This is a genomic window from Streptomonospora sediminis (assembly GCF_054778995.1).
The window spans coordinates 53,962-72,003 of sequence record NZ_BAAGYZ010000102.1 but is presented as its reverse complement, the minus strand read 5'-3'; the positions used below and the strand labels follow the sequence as shown (position 1 = coordinate 72,003).

The 18,042-nt window shown below is 70.5% G+C and carries 18 protein-coding genes; 4 read left to right on the top strand and 14 right to left on the bottom strand.

Translation table 11 applies throughout. The annotated features are described in order from the left end of the window. Positions 1-17: 17 nt before the first annotated feature. A complete protein-coding gene (locus ACYVD5_RS19705; RefSeq protein ID WP_461002557.1) occupies positions 18-1,697 on the bottom strand; it encodes an acetolactate synthase in 1,680 nt (559 codons plus the stop codon). 279 nt (positions 1,698-1,976) lie between these two features. After that, positions 1,977-2,720: a GntR family transcriptional regulator gene (locus ACYVD5_RS19700; RefSeq protein WP_461002556.1), complete on the bottom strand. Its 744-nt coding sequence runs from the start codon at positions 2,718-2,720 to the stop codon at positions 1,977-1,979. A 96-nt stretch (positions 2,721-2,816) separates the two neighbouring features. Here ACYVD5_RS19700 and ACYVD5_RS19695 point away from each other — a divergent pair, with 96 nt between their 5' ends. Next, positions 2,817-4,373, top strand: coding sequence for a sensor histidine kinase (locus tag ACYVD5_RS19695; protein ID WP_461002555.1), 1,557 nt, complete (start codon positions 2,817-2,819; stop codon positions 4,371-4,373). Between the two features lie 222 nt (positions 4,374-4,595). Here the strand turns inward: ACYVD5_RS19695 and ACYVD5_RS19690 are convergent, their stop codons facing one another. After that, positions 4,596-4,853 (bottom strand): WhiB family transcriptional regulator, encoded by a 258-nt coding sequence (locus tag ACYVD5_RS19690; RefSeq protein WP_461002554.1) that lies wholly within the window; start codon positions 4,851-4,853, stop codon positions 4,596-4,598. Between the two features lie 315 nt (positions 4,854-5,168). Continuing rightward, entirely contained in the window at positions 5,169-6,104 is a 936-nt protein-coding gene (locus ACYVD5_RS19685; RefSeq protein WP_461002553.1) for a diacylglycerol/lipid kinase family protein, read from the bottom strand. Positions 6,105-6,220: 116 nt separating this feature from the next. Here ACYVD5_RS19685 and ACYVD5_RS19680 point away from each other — a divergent pair, with 116 nt between their 5' ends. After that, positions 6,221-6,622 (top strand): hypothetical protein, encoded by a 402-nt coding sequence (locus tag ACYVD5_RS19680; protein ID WP_461002552.1) that lies wholly within the window; start codon positions 6,221-6,223, stop codon positions 6,620-6,622. A 17-nt stretch (positions 6,623-6,639) separates the two neighbouring features. Here the strand turns inward: ACYVD5_RS19680 and ACYVD5_RS19675 are convergent, their stop codons facing one another. The 6 genes from ACYVD5_RS19675 to ACYVD5_RS19650 form a co-directional block, all read right to left on the bottom strand. Beyond that, positions 6,640-7,398, bottom strand: a complete 759-nt coding sequence (locus ACYVD5_RS19675; RefSeq protein ID WP_461002574.1) for an RNA polymerase sigma factor SigF — start codon at positions 7,396-7,398, stop codon at positions 6,640-6,642. Between the two features lie 41 nt (positions 7,399-7,439). After that, on the bottom strand, positions 7,440-7,865 hold the full coding sequence (locus ACYVD5_RS19670) for an ATP-binding protein (protein ID WP_461002551.1): 426 nt from the start codon (positions 7,863-7,865) through the stop codon (positions 7,440-7,442). A 274-nt stretch (positions 7,866-8,139) separates the two neighbouring features. Further along, on the bottom strand, positions 8,140-8,655 hold the full coding sequence (locus ACYVD5_RS19665; RefSeq protein ID WP_461002550.1) for a GNAT family N-acetyltransferase: 516 nt from the start codon (positions 8,653-8,655) through the stop codon (positions 8,140-8,142). A gap of 1 nt (position 8,656) precedes the next feature. Next, a complete protein-coding gene (locus ACYVD5_RS19660) occupies positions 8,657-9,409 on the bottom strand; it encodes an amino acid ABC transporter ATP-binding protein (RefSeq protein ID WP_461002573.1) in 753 nt (250 codons plus the stop codon). Positions 9,410-9,472: 63 nt separating this feature from the next. Next, entirely contained in the window at positions 9,473-10,453 is a 981-nt protein-coding gene (locus ACYVD5_RS19655; protein WP_461002549.1) for an amino acid ABC transporter permease, read from the bottom strand. A 7-nt stretch (positions 10,454-10,460) separates the two neighbouring features. Beyond that, positions 10,461-11,414: an ABC transporter substrate-binding protein gene (locus ACYVD5_RS19650; RefSeq protein ID WP_461002548.1), complete on the bottom strand. Its 954-nt coding sequence runs from the start codon at positions 11,412-11,414 to the stop codon at positions 10,461-10,463. Positions 11,415-11,808: 394 nt separating this feature from the next. Here ACYVD5_RS19650 and ACYVD5_RS19645 point away from each other — a divergent pair, with 394 nt between their 5' ends. After that, positions 11,809-12,990: an NAD(P)-dependent malic enzyme gene (locus tag ACYVD5_RS19645; protein ID WP_461002547.1), complete on the top strand. Its 1,182-nt coding sequence runs from the start codon at positions 11,809-11,811 to the stop codon at positions 12,988-12,990. An 81-nt stretch (positions 12,991-13,071) separates the two neighbouring features. Here the strand turns inward: ACYVD5_RS19645 and ACYVD5_RS19640 are convergent, their stop codons facing one another. Both ACYVD5_RS19640 and ACYVD5_RS19635 read right to left on the bottom strand, forming a co-directional pair. Continuing rightward, positions 13,072-13,272, bottom strand: coding sequence for a DUF397 domain-containing protein (locus ACYVD5_RS19640; protein WP_461002546.1), 201 nt, complete (start codon positions 13,270-13,272; stop codon positions 13,072-13,074). Positions 13,273-13,284: 12 nt separating this feature from the next. Next, positions 13,285-14,184: a helix-turn-helix domain-containing protein gene (locus ACYVD5_RS19635; RefSeq protein ID WP_461002545.1), complete on the bottom strand. Its 900-nt coding sequence runs from the start codon at positions 14,182-14,184 to the stop codon at positions 13,285-13,287. Positions 14,185-14,614: 430 nt separating this feature from the next. Here ACYVD5_RS19635 and ACYVD5_RS19630 point away from each other — a divergent pair, with 430 nt between their 5' ends. Continuing rightward, entirely contained in the window at positions 14,615-15,583 is a 969-nt protein-coding gene (locus ACYVD5_RS19630) for a zinc-binding dehydrogenase (RefSeq protein ID WP_461002544.1), read from the top strand. Positions 15,584-15,738: 155 nt separating this feature from the next. Here the strand turns inward: ACYVD5_RS19630 and ACYVD5_RS19625 are convergent, their stop codons facing one another. Together ACYVD5_RS19625 and ACYVD5_RS19620 are read right to left on the bottom strand one after the other, a co-directional pair. Beyond that, a complete protein-coding gene (locus ACYVD5_RS19625; RefSeq protein ID WP_461002543.1) occupies positions 15,739-16,962 on the bottom strand; it encodes a PadR family transcriptional regulator in 1,224 nt (407 codons plus the stop codon). Continuing rightward, positions 16,959-17,816, bottom strand: coding sequence for a DUF4097 family beta strand repeat-containing protein (locus ACYVD5_RS19620; protein WP_461002542.1), 858 nt, complete (start codon positions 17,814-17,816; stop codon positions 16,959-16,961). The genes ACYVD5_RS19625 and ACYVD5_RS19620 overlap by 4 nt, the downstream gene beginning before the upstream one ends. Between the last annotated feature and the right edge of the window lie 226 nt (positions 17,817-18,042).

The window sequence follows — 18,042 nt, the reverse complement described above, 5'->3', positions numbered from 1 at the left end:
CAGCGACCGCAGTGCCTTCAGACGCCCATTGTCTTGCGCGGGTAGACGTTGCCGGGGTCGGTGGCGATGTTGACCATGTAGGGCACGCCGGAGTCGAATGCGCGCCGCAGCGCCGGGGCGATGCCGTCGGGGTCGGTCACCAGCTCGCCCCCGCCGCCCAGCGCGCGCACAACCTCGTCGTAGCGGGTCTGCGGGGTGAGGTCGGCGGCGACATCGTAGCCGTAGATCATCTGCATGGGCGCTTTTTCCAGGCCCCAGATGCCGTTGTTGCCGCAGACCATCACGACCGGCAGCTTGTGGCGGACAAGGGTGTCGACGTCCATCAGCGAGAACCCGGCTGCGCCGTCGCCGAGCAGGGTGACCACCTGGGCCGACGGGCGGGCCAGCCGGGCCGCGATGGAGTAGCCCATGCCCGTGCCCAGGCAGCCGAAGGGGCCGGGATCGAGCCACTGCCCCGGGTGCGCGGGCTCGATGTACTTGCCCGCATAGGACACGAAGTCGCCGCCGTCGCCGATGACCACGGCGTCGTCGGCCAGCAGCCGGTTCAGTTCGCCGTAGATGCGGGCCGGGTGGATCGGGTCGCTGCCGCTGGCCAGCGCGGCGGCGTCGTCGGCGGTCGCGGCGGCGGCGGACTCGGCGACCTCGGCGCGCCAGCGCCCGGCGGCGGAGGTGGGCCGGGCGGCGCCGGCGATGCCGCGCAGTGCCGCGGCCAGATCGCCCCAGACCGCGGCCGCCGGTGTCATGTGGCCGGTGACCTGCTCGGCGGAGTCGGCGACGTGCACGACCTTGGCCAGCGGGTAGCCGTCCTTGCCGCCGAAGAGGCCGTGGCCCAACCGGAAGTCCAGCGGCGTGCCCACCACCACGACCAGGTCGGCGCGGCCCAGCGCGGTCCCGCGTGCGCGGTTGGCCAGCAGCGGGTGGCCGCCGGGCAGCACGCCGCGCCCCTGCCCGTTGGTGATGACCGGTATGCCCAGTTCGTCGGCCGCCGCCAGCGCGTCCGGGGCGGCACCGTCGAGCCAGATGTCGGAACCGTAGACCAGCACCGGCCGCTCGGCCTCGCCGATGAGGCGCGCGGCCTCGCTGATGCGTCCGGGATCGGGGGAGCGGTCGGGGAGTCCTGCCGACGGCGCAAGTTCGGCCTCGGCCTGGTCGTAGAGGCTGTCCATGGGCACGTCAACGAAGACCGGGCCGCGGTGCGCCCCGTTGGCCAGCAGCGCCGCCTCGTCCATTGCGGCGCCGATGCCGCCGGTCGAGTGCACGGTCCAGGCGCGCTTGGCGATCGACTCCAGCAGCGGCGGCTGGTCGAGTTCCTGGAGCAGCCCCTGGCCCCAGCGGCCGTCGGGCGCGCGGCCGCCGACCACGACCAGCGGCGAGCCGCTGAAACGGGCGGTGGCGATGCCGCTGGCGGTGTTGGTGACGCCCGGGCCCGCGGTGACCACGGCCAGCCCCCCGCGCCCGGTGAGCTTGCCGATGCCTTCGGCGGCGAAGACGGCCGTCTGCTCGTGGCGCACGTCGACCAGCCGCATGCTGGGCTCGGGCCGCACCGCGGCGTCGTAGAGGGGGAACACGTGCCCGCCGCTGAGGGTGAACATGGTGTCGATGCCGTGGTGGAGCGCGACCTGGACGGCGTGGGATCCGCCGTGTCCGCTCAGGCTGCCGGTGAACGGCGGCGCGGCGGCTTCCGGGGGCGTGGACATAGCGGCGGGCACCCTCCTTCTCTGGACCCGGTGGATGCCGCGGGCACCGTGGGCACCGCGGGGTACCGGGGGTACTGCGGGCGCCATGGTGGCGGCGGACGGGCTACCGGACGGTAAGTTACCAGTCTTCGGGTGACTTCGCCCACAGTGGTGCGGTGGTCCACTGCCCGCCGGCGCGGCAAGCCGTCCGGCAGGACCCTGCCGGCCGCATCCGGCCACGCGCCGGGCCGTGGCCGGATGCGGCCGGAGGTGTCCGCCCGCCGCCGGCCGGCTCCGGGCTCACTCGCCCTCGGGCGGGCGCAGGCGTGTGACGAACTTGTAGCGGTCGCCGCGGTAGAGCGAGCGCACCCACTCGACCGGATGGCCCTCGCCGTCGAAACTGTGCTGGCAGTGCAGCACCAGCGGCAGCCCCACGTCCACGCCCAGTAACCGGGCCTCGTTGGGGGTGGCCAGGACGGTCTCGATGGTGGCCTCGGCCTCGACCAACCGGACCTCGTAGGCGCTGGCCAGCGCCTCGTACAGCGACGCGTAGCGGTCCAGCTGGCGGCGCAGGCCCGGGAAACGCCGCGCGGCCAGATGGGCGGTCTCGACCGCCATCGGCTCGCCGTTGGCCAGCCGCAGCCGCTCGATGCGCAGCACCCGCCCGCCCGATCGGATCGCCAGCAGTTCGGCGAGCTGGTCGTCGGCGTTGATGTAGCTGACATCGAGGATGCGCGTGGCCGGGTGCAGGCCGTGCGAGCGCATTTCCTGGGTGTAGCTGGTCAGCTGCAGCACCTGGGCGACCTTCGGCTTGGCGACGAAAGTGCCTTTGCCTTGGATGCGCAGCAGCCTGCCCTCGACGACCATCTCGGTCAGCGCCTGGCGCACCGTGGTGCGCGACGTGGCGAACTGGGCCGCGAGCGCGCGTTCGGGCGGCACCGGGTTGCCGGCGGGCATGGCCTCGATGAGCTCCAGAAGAAGCTTCTTGACCTGGTAATACTTCGGAACTCGGTGACCGTCTTCGAGCGTTCGCTGACCCGTCACGTCGGACTCCTCCACCGCTTCCCGGTCGCTATTGGTTTGGACCACTGGTCGAGTGCGTACCTATGAGTATGCCTGCAACCGTGGGATGATTTGTGAGTGCCTCACCTCAGTGATCTCATCCGACGGTATACGGCGCTCAAGACCGCGGATCTGGAGTGGTTCCACTCGCTGGTCTCCGATTGGCAGCTCCTGGCCGACCTTTCCTTCGCCGACCTGGTGTTGTGGGTCCGGCTGCGCGACGACAGCGGCTGGGTGGCCGTGTCCCAAATGCGGCCCACCACCGGTCCCACCGCCTTCCAGGACGACCTCGTCGAGACCGTGCTGCGCGATGATGTGACCTATACCGCCACCGCTGCGGGCGCTGGACCGGGCAGGCTGTCGGGGCGGCGCACCCTCATCGACCGCGCGCGCAGCGAGGGCCGCATCTGCCGCGAGGGCGACCCCGACTGGTCGGGCGGTGTGCCGGTGCGCGAAGAGGCCATCCCCGTGCGCCGGACCGGCAAGCTCATCGGGGTCATCCAGCGCAGCACCAACCTCAGCTCGGCGCGAACCCCCAGCAGGCTCGAACTCACCTACCTGCAGAGCGCCAGCGACCTGGCCCAGATGATCGCCGAGGGCGAGTTCCCCTTCAGCGATCAGGGGCCGCTGATGGTGCGCTCACCGCGGGTGGGCGACGGCCTGCTCCGGCTGGACCAGGACGGCGAGGTCGTCTACGCCAGCCCCAACGCGCTCTCGGCCTACCGCAGGCTGGGGCTCACCGCCGATCTGGTCGGCGCGCGCCTGGCCCGCACCACCCTGGAGCTGGCCGCGGTCGGCGATACCCGCGACGAATCCCTGACCTGGACCGCGGGCGGCCGGGTGCCCCAAGAGGCCGAGGTCGAAGCGCGGGGCTCCACCATCCAGCTGCGCTCGATTCCCCTGGTGGTGGGCGGAGTCCGCATCGGCGCGCTGGTCATGGTGCGCGACGTCACCGAGCTGCGCCGCCGCGAGCGCGAGCTGATGACCAAGGACGCCACCATCCGCGAGATCCACCACCGGGTGAAGAACAACCTGCAGACCGTGGCGGCGCTGCTGCGCCTGCAGTCGCGGCGGCTGGACATCCCCGAGGGCCGGGCCGCCCTGGACGAGGCGGTGCGCAGGGTCGGCTCGATCGCGATCGTGCACGAGATGCTCTCCCACACCCCCGATGAGGTGGTGGACTTCGACGACATCGCCGACCGCGTCATCGAGATGGCCGCCGAGGTCTCCTCCACCGGAGCCGAGGTGGTGCCGCGCCGCGCGGGCCAGTTCGGACTGCTGTCGGCGCTGGTGGCCACGCCGCTGTCCATGGTGCTGGCCGAGTTGGTGCAGAACGCCGTCGAGCACGGCCTGCGCTACGGCCCGGGCCGGATCGAGGTGCGGGCGCGGCGCATCGACGCCCCGTTGGGCGAGGAGCACAACGGCGGGCGGCTGGTGATCGAGGTGACCGACGATGGCGGAGGGCTGCCCGACGACTTCGACATCGAGAGCACCGCGAGCCTGGGGCTGCACATCGTCCGCACGCTCATCGTCAGCGAGCTCGACGGGTCGCTGGAGATCAAACCGCAGGAGTCGGGCGGCACCAAGGTGGCCATCGAGCTTCCGGTCGATCGCAACATCGAGCCCTACACCTGACGCCGCGGTGGTGCGCCGGCCGCGGGCCACCGCTGCCGCCCCGCCCCGCTTCAGCGGGCGGGAGGGCGGGCGGCGTTGTTGGCGGGTGCGCGAATCGGGGGCCTCGCCAGAGGCCCGTCAGCCCCGGTGCTCCAGCGGTGAGACCGGCGACAAAATGAAGGCCGGAAATCCGGGGGCGCGGTACAGGGGCGGACCGGGTCGTGGGATGCTGTGGTGGTGGAGTCAGAGCGAGGGTCGCACAGCGGCGACCGGCGTGCGGCGGCGCTTGAGAGCGCGGCGTTCGTCCTCGCTCATGCCGCCCCAGACCCCGCCGTCCTGGCCGGTCTCCAGGGCCCAGCGGAGGCAGGCGGTGCTGACCGGGCATGCCCGGCACACCTCTTTGGCGTCCTCGATCTGACCCATGGCAGGCCCGGAGTTCCCGATCGGGAAGAACAGCTCGGGGTCCTCGTCACGGCAGGCGGCGTGGTGACGCCAGTCCATGCGGATCACTCCTCACGGTGAGGGAAGCGTGCGCTTTGTGAATGAATTCACTAAGTTGGCGGCGACCAGGCGCTTGTCATCGTTGACTCCCGGTCCGGCATGCGCCCGGTTTGGGCGCGGAGGGGGTCCGGTGATCGCGCGGAGCCGCGGTGTGCTCCCTGACCTCGGAATCTCCCTTTTACTCGCCCGTAACGTGCGGCGACACTTTTGAGCGTGACAGGATTGATCGACCCATGCAAGGGTGCCGATTAGTCAACCTCGAAGGTGCCGTGTCGCGTGCGTCACACGCGTTATCATCTGGTAATTCGGCATCTCTTAACCGATGATTCGTAATGCCTTTGGTACGGATTCGAGGTTGACCCGCTTCCGGTGCCCGAGGTATTCGCCGTCGACCTGGAATGCGCGGGGTGCGCGCGATGTGATGCTGATCGCGCTCTGGTCGTGCCACGAGACGTAGCCGCGTCCGTAGGGCGGCACCCCCCGGTGCGAAAGCATCTGGCGCAGCAACCTGGCCGTGCCGAGCGTACCGACCTGGGTGAGCGCGAACAGGTCCAGCCCCAGCCCGAACCGGGAACGCGGAGTGGGCTGCACCGGGACGGCGCCCGCATACGTCCACGGGGTGGTGTTGGTGACCAGCGCGAAGTACAGGTCGCGGACGGGGTCGTGGCCGGGCGCCTCGATCCGCAGCGAGGGCACGTTGACATCGCCGCGCACGAACAGTTTGAACGCGATGGACATGTAAAGGCCCGGCGAGGCCCGTTTGCCCTGCCGCCGCAACTGCTCGACCTCGTGCACCACATCGGCGTCCCAGCCGAAGCCCGCGCAGAAGGTGAAGTAGCGGTCGTCCTGGTCGGTGCGCAGCCGTCCCAGCCCCACCGAGCGCCGTTCGCCCACCCGCGCCGATTCCAGCATCGCCCCGGTGGCCTCGATCGGATCGGTCGGCAGGCCCAGCGCCCGGATGAACACGTTGGCGCTGCCGCCGGGCAGGGCGGCGAAGCTCGGGCGCTCCAGTCCTTCGGGCGTGGCGAGCAGGCCGTTGACGACCTCGTTCACGGTTCCGTCGCCGCCGAGGCTGATGACCAGCTCATAGCCCTCGCCGGCCGCCTGCTGGGCGAGTTCGCGGGCGTGGTCGCGGTACTCGGTCTGGGCGACCTCCAGATCCATCTCGCGGGCGATCGCGCCGACGAGCACGTCGCGGGAACGGGGCGTGGTGGTGGTCGCCTGCGGATTCACGATGAAGAGGGCGCGCACGCGGCCCAGTCTAGGCGCCGGTCGGGCACGTTGCGCCGCGGCTCCGCCGTGGCGCCGCGCCGGGGCCAAAGCCGATGCGGTGCGGGGATCCGGCGGTGGGCCGATAGGCTCGGAACGTGTCGTCACGCCCCATAACCATCACCCTGGCCGCGGCGATCCAAGCTCTGGTCGCGGCCGCCGCCGCCATCGGGGGCGGCTACGTCCTGGTCTCGACCCTGCTGGGCCGCGCCGCCGACGCCGGGTCGGCGATTCCGCTGACCGTGCTGGCGCTGCTGGGCGCCGCGGCAGCGGGCTACTGCGCGTGGGGCCTGCTGCAGCTGCACAACTGGGCGCGCAGCCCGGTGGTGCTGACCCAGGGCCTCGTGCTGGTGGTGGCCTACTACATGGTCACCAGCGGCCAGTACGCCATAGCCGCGGTAATGGCCGCGGTGGCCGCCGCGGGCCTGGCGCTGGTGCTGGCCCCGGCCACCACCGCAACCCTCTACCCCGACGGCGGCTCCCGCGGCGGAGACGACTAGAAAACGGAAAACCCGGATCAGTCTTCGGTGGTCAGTGCCTGGCGTAGTTGGGCCAGAGTGCGTGCCAGCAGCCGCGACACGTGCATCTGGGAGATCCCGAGTTCCTGGGCGATCTGCGACTGGGTCATGTTGCCGAAGAAGCGCAGCAGCAGAATGCGTTTCTCACGCGGGGGCAGCTGTTCCAGCAGCGGCTTGAGCGATTCGCGGTACTCCACGCCTTCGAGGGAGTCGTCGACGATGCCCAGCGAGTCGGCGACCGCCGGAGCGTCTTCGTCGCCGCTGTCGGGGGCGTCGAGCGACACCGTGGAGTAGGCGTTGGCGGACTCCAGGCCCTCCAGCACCTCTTCGTCGGACATGCCGAGGTGCTCGGCGAGCTCGTGCACGGTGGGCGCCCGGCCCTCGCGCTGCGACAGGTCGCTGACGGCCTTGGTCAGCGACAGTTTGAGCTCCTGCAGGCGGCGCGGAACCCGCACCGCCCAGCCCTTGTCGCGGAAGTGCCGCTTGATCTCGCCGACGATGGTGGGCGTGGCGTAGGTGGAGAACTCCACGCCGCGGTCGAGGTCGAACCGGTCGATCGACTTGATCAGCCCGATGGTGGCGACCTGGGTGAGGTCGTCGAGCCACTCGCCGCGGTTGCGGAAGCGGCGCGCCAGGTACTCGACCAGGGGAAGGTGGAGTTCGACAAGTTCGTCGCGGATGGTCTGCCGTTCGGGAGCGTCCTCGGGAAGCTCGCTCAGGCGTTCGAACAACTCTCGTGCACGGGCCCGGTCGGGCACCGCGTGCTCCGTCTTCGCCGTCAGAGCGGGCCCCCTCTCGCTCACGCCGTCTCCGCCACGCCGCGCCGTTTGTGCAGCACGATGGACACGCGGTCGTCAGGGCCGGTGCCGGCGTCGACCTCTCCGGCCAGGGCCGAGAGCACGGTCCAGGCGAAGGTGTCGCGTTCGGGGAGCCGGCCGTCGGCCGTCAGCACCGAGACGGAAATGCGCATTCCGTCGCCGGTGAGTTCGAAGTCGGTGGTCAGGTCGGTCCCCGGCAGTGCCTGGGTGAGCAGCATCGCGCACGCTTCGTCGACCCCGATGCGCAGGTCTTCGATCTCATCGAGGGTGAAGTCGAGTCGGGCCGCCAAGCCCGCCGTGGCGGTGCGCAGCACGGAGAGATAGGCGCTGTCGGCCGGCATCCGGACAGTCACAGCGTCACGGACTTCCGTGGCACCCGACGACGGTGCGGCGGTTTCTTCGGTCACGTCCCTCCTCCGGGAAGCGAGATTGCCGCTTGAGAGCAATCTATCTTGTTTCGGTCCGCGCCCGGTGCACACGCCTGGGCCCGTGTCCCTTCCGAGGCCCTGATGGCCCTGATGTCCGGTCTCGGACACCCGCCGCGCCTGCGCCGCTGCGCAGGACGGCGGCCCGGGCGGCTGCGGACCGGAAGGACGCCGCTGACTCTCACCGTGCTCACCCGCACACCGTAGCGGTGCACAGGGTGCTGTGGGGGAATCCGGGCGGTCCGGGCCGGCGGGGTCAGGAGGGCGGGTCCGCGGGGTCGGGAGGTGCCGCGCCGCCCAGCGCCGCCAGCGCCTCGCCGTCGAGCCGGAAGACGGTCCACTCGTCCATCGGCCGGGCCCCCAGCGACCGGTAGAAGGCGATGGAGGGCTCGTTCCAGTCCAGTACCCACCACTGCAGGCGGTCGTAGCCGCGTTCGACGCAGACCGCCGCGAGTTCGGCCAGCAGCGCCCTGCCGTAGCCGTTGCCGCGCAGCTCCGGGCGGACGTAGAGGTCCTCCAGGTAGATGCCGGGGTTGCCGGTCCAGGTGGAGTAGTTGCGGAACCACAGGGCGAACCCGGCCACGATGGCGGGGCCGCCGCCGGGCGTGTGCTCGGCGATGTGCGCGGCCGCGGTGGGGTCCGGGCCGAACAGGGCGGCGTGCACCTGCGCCTCGGTGGCCACGGCCGCCTGCGGTTCCTTCTCGTACTCGGCGAGTTCGCGGATCAACCGCAGGATCTCGGGAACGTCCTCGGGACGCGCGGGGCGGATCATGTCAGAGCACCTTCGACAGGAACGAGCGGGTGCGTTCGTGCTGGGGATCGCTCAGGATGCGGCGCGGTTCGCCGGCCTCCAGCACCACGCCGCCGTCCATGAACACCAGGCTGTCGCCGACCTCGCGCGCGAAGCCCATCTCGTGGGTCACCACGACCATGGTCATGCCGTCCTCGGCCAGGCCCTTCATCACCTCCAGCACATCGCCGACCAGTTCGGGGTCGAGCGAGCTGGTGGGCTCGTCGAACAGCATCAGCTCCGGGCGCATCGCCAGCGCCCGCGCGATGGCCACGCGCTGCTGCTGCCCACCGGAAAGCCGGCGCGGGTATTCACCGGCCTTGTCGGCCAGGCCCACGCGGTCCAGCAGCTCCAGGCCGCGGTCGCGGGCCGCAGGCCGCTGCTCGCGCTGGACCTGGACCGGTGCCTCGGTGACGTTGCCGAGCACGGTCATGTGCGGGAAGAGGTTGAAGTTCTGGAAGACCATGCCGATGCCGCGGCGCTGGCGGGCGACCTGGGAGTCGGGCAGCTCGTAGAGCTTGCCGGAACGCTGGCGGTAGCCCATCAACTGCCCGTTCACCCACAGCCGCCCCGCGCTGATCTTCTCCAGGTGGTTGATGCAGCGCAGGAACGTGGACTTGCCGGATCCGGAGGGGCCGACCACGCAGGCGACCTCGCCGCGGCGCACCTCCAGGTCGATGCCGCGCAGTACCTCCAGGCGGCCGAAGGACTTGTGCACGTTCTCGGCGACGACCATCCGGTCGTCCCCGGGGCCGGCCACCGCACCGGCTCCCGCCGTTTTCTGGGTCAACTCGCCGTCCTACTGGCTCTCGGTCCGGATTCGCTGGGCACCGTTGCGGCCACCGCCGCCCCGCGCGCCGCGGTCGCTGCGGTTGAAGGCCTGCTCCAGGTAGTACTGGCCCACCATCAGCAGGCTGGTCACGGCCAGATACCACAGGCAGGCGGCCACCAGCATCGGGAACAGGTTGAAGGTGCGCGCGCCGATCTGCTGCAACTGGAAGAACAGTTCGGTGGTCAGCGGGATGGCCGACACCAGCGACGTGTCCTTCAGGATCGCCGCGGCCTCATTGCCGGTCGGCGGGATGATCACGCGCAGGGCCTGGGGGAGGGTGATGCGCCGCAGCACCTGGCGGCGGCCCATGCCCAGTGCCTGGGCGGCCTCGGTCTGGCCCTTATCGACCGAGAGCAGGCCGGCGCGCACGATCTCGGCCATGTAGCCGCCCTGCGACAGCGACAGCGCGAGAACGGCCGCCACGAACGGGCTGATCAGGGTCTCCATCGGCACGGAGTAGAACCGGGCGCCGTCCTCGAAGCCGAGCAGCGGCAGCCAGTAGTTGTCGAAGGGGACGCCGAGCTCGATGGTCTGGTACAGGATGGCGATGTTGCCGAACAGCACGCAGAGCACGATCCGCGGAACCCCGCGGAAGAACCAGGTGTAGACCCAGCCGACGGCCACCAGGATCGGGTTGTCCGACAGCCGCATGATCGCCACGACGATGCCGATCACAATGCCGATCGCCAGCGACACCACCGCGAGGATCAGCGTTGTGCGCACGCCGATCAGCACGGGTTCGGAGAACATCTGCTCGAACAGGAACGGCCAGTCGAACGCGTCGTTCGTGATGAGCATGTGCACGAACATCGCGACGAACACCAGCAGCACGGCCGCTGCGACCCAGCGGCCGGGATGGCGTACGGGGACTGCTTTGACGGGTGCTGGCGGGGCCTGCCCGGCCGGCGCGCCGGATGCCGGCCCGGGTGCCTCGGGAGTAGTGCTCACGTGCCTTCTAGCCTTCAAGGGACGGGTTGACCTCGGACTGCTCCAGGGTGCCCTGGCCGTCCAGCTCCCACTTGGCGAGGATCTCGGTGTAGGTGCCGTCGTCCATGATGCTCTGGTATCCGGCGGCGATGGCCTCAGCGAGCTCCGTGTCCTCCTTGGACACCACGGCGCCGTAGGGAGCGGCCTCGTACTGCTTGCCGAGCGTCTCCAGCTTGCCCTCGGTCTGCTCGACGGCGTAGACCGCGACCGGCATGTCGGCCAGGCCGGCGTCGTTGCGCCCGGAGATGATCGACTCGGTCGCCTGGTCCTGGCCCTTGAACTTGCTGATGTTGATGGCCGGGTCGCCGTTGTCCTTGCACTCCTGGCTGCGGGCCTCGATGTCGGGGACCTGGACCGTGTTGGCCTGCACCGCGACGTTCTTGCCGCAGGCGTTCTCCGGGTCGATCTGCGAGGGGTTGCCCTTGGCGGTGAACCACTGCGTGCCCACGGTGTAGTAGCTCACCATGTGGGCCTGCTCCATCCGCTCCTCGTTGATGGTGAAGGAGGAGACACCCACGTCGTACTTGTCGGTGTCGACGCCTTCGACGATGGTGCCGAAGCTGGAGCTCTGCCAGTTGGTCTTGAGGTCGAGCTTGGCCGCAACCGCGTTGAACAGCTCGACGTCGAAGCCGACGATGTCCCCCTCGGCCGAGAGGTACTCGGCGGGGGCGTAGGTCGAGTCGGTGCCGATCTTGAGCGAGCCCTGGTCGCGGAACTCCTGGGGGACCATCTCGGCGAGTTCGGGGTCGGCCTGGACCGACGGTGTGGACGTGGCGTCGGGGGCGCCGCCGGCGGCGCCTTCGCCGTCGCCGCTGCCGCCGCCGCAGGCCGACAGTGCCAGCACGGCGGCGAGGGCACCGGCGTAGTAGGGGGCGCGTCCGATGCGGGCAGCGGGCGCTGCCAGGTGCTTGAGCACGGCCACGTGTCACTCCTTATCCGGGCGAACGGCGGATGGTGGTCGGCGTTCGCGTTGTCGCGCTTATGGCGCGCAGCCAAACGTGCAGCATAGACGTTCGTGCGAACGTGAATGCGCCATCATCGCCGGTACGGCATGTTTTTGGGGTCACCGTTGTGAGAGGATTGGGTAACGGGTCAACCCCGTAACATTTGCGGCGCCGGGCTCGCACCGAGCCGGCCAGGCCTGCTCCCCAACCTCCGGCACCGCCTGCGGTGCCCCTGCGGGAGTCTTTCCTACCAGCGCACCCCTGCCGCCATTCCGCGCGCCGCCTCTGCCAATTGCAGGCAACAACGAAGCTGCGCCCCGGCCCCCCGGCCCACGCGGGCGCGCTCGCATCCTTGAGGGGTATTGCACAGACATGTCGACCACTGATTCCCGTACCCGGCTCGACGACGATCCGGCGTTTGCCCTGCACCGCGGCGGCAAGCTGCGTGTCGAGGGGTCCGTCGAGGTGAACGACCACGAGAGCCTGTCCCTGGCCTACACACCCGGAGTCGCGCGGGTGTGCACCGCGATCGCCGACTCCCCGGAGCTCGTCGACACCTACACCTGGAAGAGTTCGGTCGTGGCGGTGGTGACCGACGGATCGGCGGTGCTGGGCCTCGGCGACATCGGCCCGCAGGCCTCGCTGCCGGTGATGGAGGGCAAGGCGCTGCTGTTCCGCAAGTTCTCCGGCGTCGACGCCGTGCCCATCGCCCTTGCCTGCGACGGTGTCGACGACATCGTCGAGTCGGTCGAGCGGATGGCTCCGTCGTTCGGCGGTATCAACCTGGAGGACATTTCGGCGCCGCGCTGCTTCGAGATCGAGCGCCGGCTGCGCGAGCGGCTGGACATCCCCGTCTTCCACGACGACCAGCACGGCACTGCCATTGTGACGGTCGCGGCGCTGCGCAACGCGGCCCGGCTGACCGGGCGCTCGCCGGCCGATCTGCGCGTGGTGGTCTCGGGCGCAGGCGCGGCGGGCGTGGCGGTGACCAAGATGCTGGTCGAGGGCGGGATCGGCGATATCGCCGTCGCCGACAGCAAGGGCATGATCCACGCCGGGCGCGAGGGCCTTACTCCGATAAAGGAGGAGTTGGCCGCGATCAGCAACCGCGCCGGACTGCGGGGGTCCATCGAAGGCGCGCTTGAGGGCGCCGATGTCTTCATCGGGGTGTCGGCGGGCGAGGTGCCCGAGTCGGTCGTTGCCACGATGGCTCCCGACGCCATCGTCTTCGCCATGGCCAACCCGACCCCCGAGATCCACCCCGTGGTCGCCGGGGCCTACGCCAGCGTGGTCGCGACCGGGCGCAGCGACTTCCCCAACCAGATCAACAACGTGCTCGCGTTCCCCGGGGTGTTCCGCGGTGCCCTGGACGCGCGCGCCTCCGATATCACCGAGGCGATGAAGCTCGCCGCGGCCGAGGCGATCGCCGGCCTGGTCGGCGACGACCTCGCCGCCGATTACGTCATCCCGAGCACATTCGACTCGCGGGTGGTCCCGGCCGTTGCACAGGCGGTGGCCGAGCAGGCCCGCCGCGACGGCGTGGCCCGGGCGTAGCGGACCGGTCATTCTCCGTAGCCGATCCGGGGCGCAGTAATCCGCGCCCCGGATCGCGGCCACCCCTGTCCTTGCAGGAAGCTAGAGGCAGCGTCCCACTGCGGCGACGACGAACGCCGCCCATGCACCCGCGGAGAACCGCAGGATCGTTCCTTCAGGTGCGGTGGAGTCGCGTACCCCGACGGCCCCGGCAATCAGCATCACTTGCACGCACTGGCCTCCCCCCGTTCCGCTGTAGGTGCTCGTGCGCCATTGCACGCCCAGCGGATCCTTCGCGGCCATGCCGCGCTCCTTTCATGTCTCATCCGTTTCCCCCGCCTCCACCTGGCGCCGCAGGCGCTGCTCCGTCTCACCGATGACCTCCCGGGTGCGTTCGGGGTGCAGGGCCGCAGTGCGCAGGTGTTCGAAAGCGACCGTGTAGAAGCCCACTTCTTTGGCTTTTTCGATGTAGAGGCTGCTCGTCAGATTCTCCACGTGCACGAGCCGCGGCGCGTGGATGTCGGATTCGGGAAACTCAAGGATGTCGAACGATCCGTTGAGTCCCGAATGCGCGCCGGCGTTGAACGGCAGAATCTGCAAAGTCACCTGGTCTTTTTCCTGTACGTCGATCAAATGACGCATTTGTTCCGCCATGACCGCCCGGCCGCCGACCGGGCGGTACAGGATTGATTCGTCCAGCAGCGCCCAGATATGGGGCGGATTGTCGTTGAAGACGACCTCCTGGCGGTGGATGCGCAACCGGGTGCGGCGCTCGATCTCGTCCTCGGAGACCGGTGTGGGGTGGGCCCGCATCAGCGCCCGCGCGTAGTCGGTGGTCTGGAACAGGCCGGGGACGATCTCGGACTGGAAGAAGCGCAGCGTGGCGGCCTCGGGCTCAAGTCCGAGGTAGACCTCGAACCGCTCGGGCATCACATCGCCGTAGACGTGCCACCACCCCCGCCGCCGCGACTCGCGGGCGAGCATGATGAGCGACTGGCGCAGGTCGGGGTCGGTGACCTCGTAGAGTTCCAGCAGGTCGCGGACGTCGTCGGAGTTGGTGGCGACCTGGCCGCGCTCGATGCGGGAGAGCTTGCTCCCCGACCACGACATGCGGTCGGCGGCGTCCTCGCCGGTCATTCCGGCGTTTTCCCGCAATCGGCGCAATTCGACGCCGAGCCGGCGCCGTCGGGCCGTCGGATTGTTGGCAGCAGCCACGGGATGTGCCTCCTGTTCAGGGGGAGAGGCCTACCTAGTGGATCTCGGGGGGTTCCGGGATTTCGGGCGGCGGGACGGGTTTTCCCAGGGGAACAGGAGGCGTGTGCGGCGGTCGGCACCGGGGAATCGTAGGGCGCCGCCCTGCTTTGGATCTTTGCTCTTCCCGGTGCTCTGTATGCTTTGTCCGGAAGCGGAGCGTTTGCGGCTGTTCCACGCCGATCGCCGCATGACCTGTATATTCCCCCTGGTTTTCGATCCTCGCAGGCGATTCTACGGCCGCCGGGTGGTCTGCGGTGGCCGTCGCCCGCAGACCGGACGTCCCCGAAGCCCCATCTGCCGAAGCATTAGGACACAACGGATATTTCGGTATGGCTGAATCGGGTCCGAACCCAGGGGGCCTGCGCCCGGGGCCGGTCGTTAGGGTCAGGGCATGTTCGCTATCACCGCAGCGCGTTTCGACAAGACGAACCCCCTGTCCGGACTGGAAGCCGGCGAGCGGCCCGACCCGGCCCCGCCCGAGGGCTGGACGACCGTGCAGGTCAAAGCCGCCGCGCTCAACCACCACGACCTGTGGAGCCTGCGCGGAGTGGGCCTGGCCGAGGAACGGTTGCCGATGGTGCTGGGCTGCGACGCAGCGGGCCTGGACGAGGAGGGCAACGAGGTCATCGTGCACGCCGTCATCGGCGACCCAGACCAGGGCGGCGGCGACGAAACCCGCGACCCCCGCCGCTCGCTGCTCTCGGAGGTCCACCCCGGCACGATGGCCGGGAAAGTGGCCGTCCCGCGGCGCAACCTGGTGCCCAAACCGGCGGAGCTGTCCTTCGAGGAGGCCGCCTGCCTGCCCACCGCGTGGCTGACCGCCTACCGGATGCTGTTCGCGCGCTCCGGCCTGGAGCCCGGTTCAACGGTGCTGGTCCAGGGCGCGGGCGGCGGCGTGAGCAGCGCACTCATCCGCATGGCCGTCGCCGCGGGCCACCGCGTGTACGCCACCAGCCGCGACGACGGCAAGCGCGAGCGGGCCCTGCGGATGGGAGCCTACGGCGCGGTCGCGCCGGGGGAGCGGCTGCCGGAGAAGGCCGACGCCGTGTTCGACTCGGTCGGCGAGGCCACCTGGCGCCATTCCCTGCGCTCGCTGCGTCCGGGCGGGCGGATCGTCACCTGCGGCGCGACCAGCGGCGACGCGCCCGCGGCCGAGCTGAACCGGGTGTTCTTCCTGCAGCTTTCGGTCGTCGGTTCCACCATGGGCAACCGCGACGAGCTGCGGCGCCTGGCCGAGTTCTGCGCGCGCACCGGAGTGCGGCCCGAGGTCGACCGCGTACTGCCGCTCGACCGGGCCCGCGAGGGGTTCGCGGCGATGGAACAGGGCGACCTGTTCGGCAAGATCGTGTTCCAGGTCTGAACGGCACCGGCGGGTCGGGTTCCCGCTGATGATCATGCAGAAGTGCCCATCTCAGCTTTGATAATTGGGCATGCCTGCAGGGTCGGCGCGCCCGGCGCCCCAGCCGCCTGCGGGCCGGGCCGGTGACCGCCCGCCCCGGCCGCAGGCGGCCGCCGTCAACGCGCGGGGCCGCCGCCGCGGTTGTCGGTGTCCTCGTTGATGGCCGTGCTCCAGGGGTCGGCGGAGTCGGCGGTACTTGTCGATCCGGTTGACCCGGTTGACCCGGTCGGCCCCGCTGGTCCCGCCGACTCGGCGCCGTGTCCGTCCGGGCCCGCACCGCTGCCTGCGGCCTTGCCGTCCTGCTGCTCGCTGGTGGCGGCGCTCCAGGGGTCGGCGGAGCCGGCCGCGGTCGGTTCCCCGGCGTCCGGGCCGCTCTGGCCGCCCTGTTCGGCCTGCGTGCCGCTCCCGGCGGTCCCGGCCGTCCCGGTGGTGGCCTTGTGCTTGCCGCCGTCGCCGGTGTGCTCGCCGCGGTCCGCGTCCTGCTCGGTATCGCGCGGTCCCCAGCCGCCGACGTCGCGGCGGATGGTCTCGAAGGCGTCGTCCAGGATCCGGCGCAGGTCATGTGCCGCAGACTCGCCCACGTGGCCGGCCTCGCGGACCACGTCGCGCACGCGGTCGGAGAAGTCGCGCAGCGCCTGGTCGAACTCGGGGCGATCGGCTCCTCCGGCCCCGCCGCCGGCGCGCTTGCCCCATACGCCGAAGCCTTGGGCGAACCGCTCCCAGTCGCGTCCCCACCACGGGCCGCCGCCGGAGGCATCCTCGCCCTCGGCGCCGCTGCGGTCGCGGTCGGACTCCGCTGTGCCTGCGGCGGTGTCCGATGTGCCCGTGCCCGCCGCTGTGCCGGCGCCCGCCTCATCGCCGGTGCCCTTGGCGGCCCCGGTGCCGGCCCCGGTGCCGGTACCGGCACCCTTGGCGGTGCCCGCGGCGCGTGCCCGGGCCTCCTCGTTGCGGGCGCGGCGTTCCGTGCCGCCGAACTTCAGCTCTTCGCGCAGCGAGCTGATCGTGTGGCGCACGTCCTCGCGGACCGCCTCGGCGACGTCGCGTACCGAGTCGGTGAGCTGGCGCTCCAGGTCGTCCAGGTCGGCGCTGCGGCTGTGCAGTTCCTCGCGCCCCCGGTCGGTGAGCCGGTAGACCTTGCGGCCGTCGACCTCCTCGTGCGTGACCAGGCCCTCTTCCTCCAGCCGGGCCAGGCGCGGATAGATCGTGCCGGGCGAGGGGGAGTAGACGCCCAGGAAGCGGTCGCGCAGCAGGCTGATGATCTCGTAGCCGTGCCGCGGGCTCTCGTCCAGCAGCTTCAGCAGGTACAGCCGAAGGCGTCCGTGGCCGAAGATGGTGCTCATGCGTCGTTCCCCCTTGGGATGGCGGCGGGGGCGTCAGGCTCGCGGCGCAGCAGCGAGACAGCGCCCGAAACGGTCGTTGCGGAGACTCCGGCGGGGTCGATTCCGCTGCCGATCTTGCCGCTGCGGCTGTTGTGGGCTCGCTGGTCGTGGCGGTCCAGACCGAAGTCGGAGTCCAGTTTGCCGGTGGCCGAGCGAAGTTCGACGGCGGCGGAGGTATCGGCGGGCACCCGCAGCGTGATCCCCCCTGAGACCGACCTCAGGCGGACACGGCCCGAGGGTGCGAGGTCCACATCGGCCAGGAAATGGCCCGAGGCGCTCTTGCCGGAGAGGTCGACGAGTCGGCCGCCGGCCACGGCCACCTGCCCGCTGACGGTGTTGAACCGCAGGCCGCCTTGCAGGTCGCGGGCTGCGACGTTGCCCGAGACGGTGTTGACCTCGGCCTCGCCGGTCAGGCCGTCCAACGTTACGTCGCCCGATGCGGTGCGCGCCTGGGTCTTCGCGCCGAGCCCGGCCACGACCACCGGCGCGGAGAGTGTGGTGACCTCGACGGGGCAGTCGCGCGGAACGCGCAGGCTCACCGTTGCCGAGCGGCGGTTGATGGTGCGAAATCCCGAGAGCTGCACGGGACGCAATCGGTCGAGCAGGCCGCTACCGGTGAGGTCGTCGTAGGTGATGGTCAGGATGCCGGCCTCCTGCACCGCCAGCACGGGTTCGCCGGAGATGTCCGAGACTTCGAAGGTGACCGGGTCGTCGGTGGGCAGGATGTTCACGTGACCGCCGATCATGCGGACGTGCAGCGCCACGATCCCGTCCAGGGTGCGTGTCATCGGCTGGTCGATGGTCCAACGCGCCATCGCGAAACCTTTCGGCTCAAAGGGCTGATGGTATTCACGATATGTCGCGATCGGCCGCGCTTCAAGATATGTCGCAAGAGAGGCGGGTGCGGGAAGAACCGGGGATCGCCCCGATGCCTTCCGGGCGCCGCAGACCGGTCGCCGACCCGCAGACGACGCGGCGGGGCGACCGGGCCGTGTCTCGGCCCGATGCCCCGCCCGCATCAGCGGCTACCGGCTGCGGCGG

Coding starts and splice junctions, on each gene's coding strand:
- ACYVD5_RS19625 (WP_461002543.1), bottom strand. CDS start 16,962: ATGAGCACCATCTTCGGCCACGGACGCCTTCGGCTGTACCTGCTGAAG.
- ACYVD5_RS19620 (WP_461002542.1), bottom strand. CDS start 17,816: ATGGCGCGTTGGACCATCGACCAGCCGATGACACGCACCCTGGACGGG.
- ACYVD5_RS19705 (WP_461002557.1), bottom strand. CDS start 1,697: ATGTCCACGCCCCCGGAAGCCGCCGCGCCGCCGTTCACCGGCAGCCTG.
- ACYVD5_RS19665 (WP_461002550.1), bottom strand. CDS start 8,655: ATGATCCGCCCCGCGCGTCCCGAGGACGTTCCCGAGATCCTGCGGTTG.
- ACYVD5_RS19690 (WP_461002554.1), bottom strand. CDS start 4,853: ATGGACTGGCGTCACCACGCCGCCTGCCGTGACGAGGACCCCGAGCTG.
- ACYVD5_RS19630 (WP_461002544.1), top strand. CDS start 14,615: ATGTTCGCTATCACCGCAGCGCGTTTCGACAAGACGAACCCCCTGTCC.
- ACYVD5_RS19640 (WP_461002546.1), bottom strand. CDS start 13,272: ATGGCCGCGAAGGATCCGCTGGGCGTGCAATGGCGCACGAGCACCTAC.
- ACYVD5_RS19660 (WP_461002573.1), bottom strand. CDS start 9,409: ATGGTCGTCGCCGAGAACGTGCACAAGTCCTTCGGCCGCCTGGAGGTA.
- ACYVD5_RS19645 (WP_461002547.1), top strand. CDS start 11,809: ATGTCGACCACTGATTCCCGTACCCGGCTCGACGACGATCCGGCGTTT.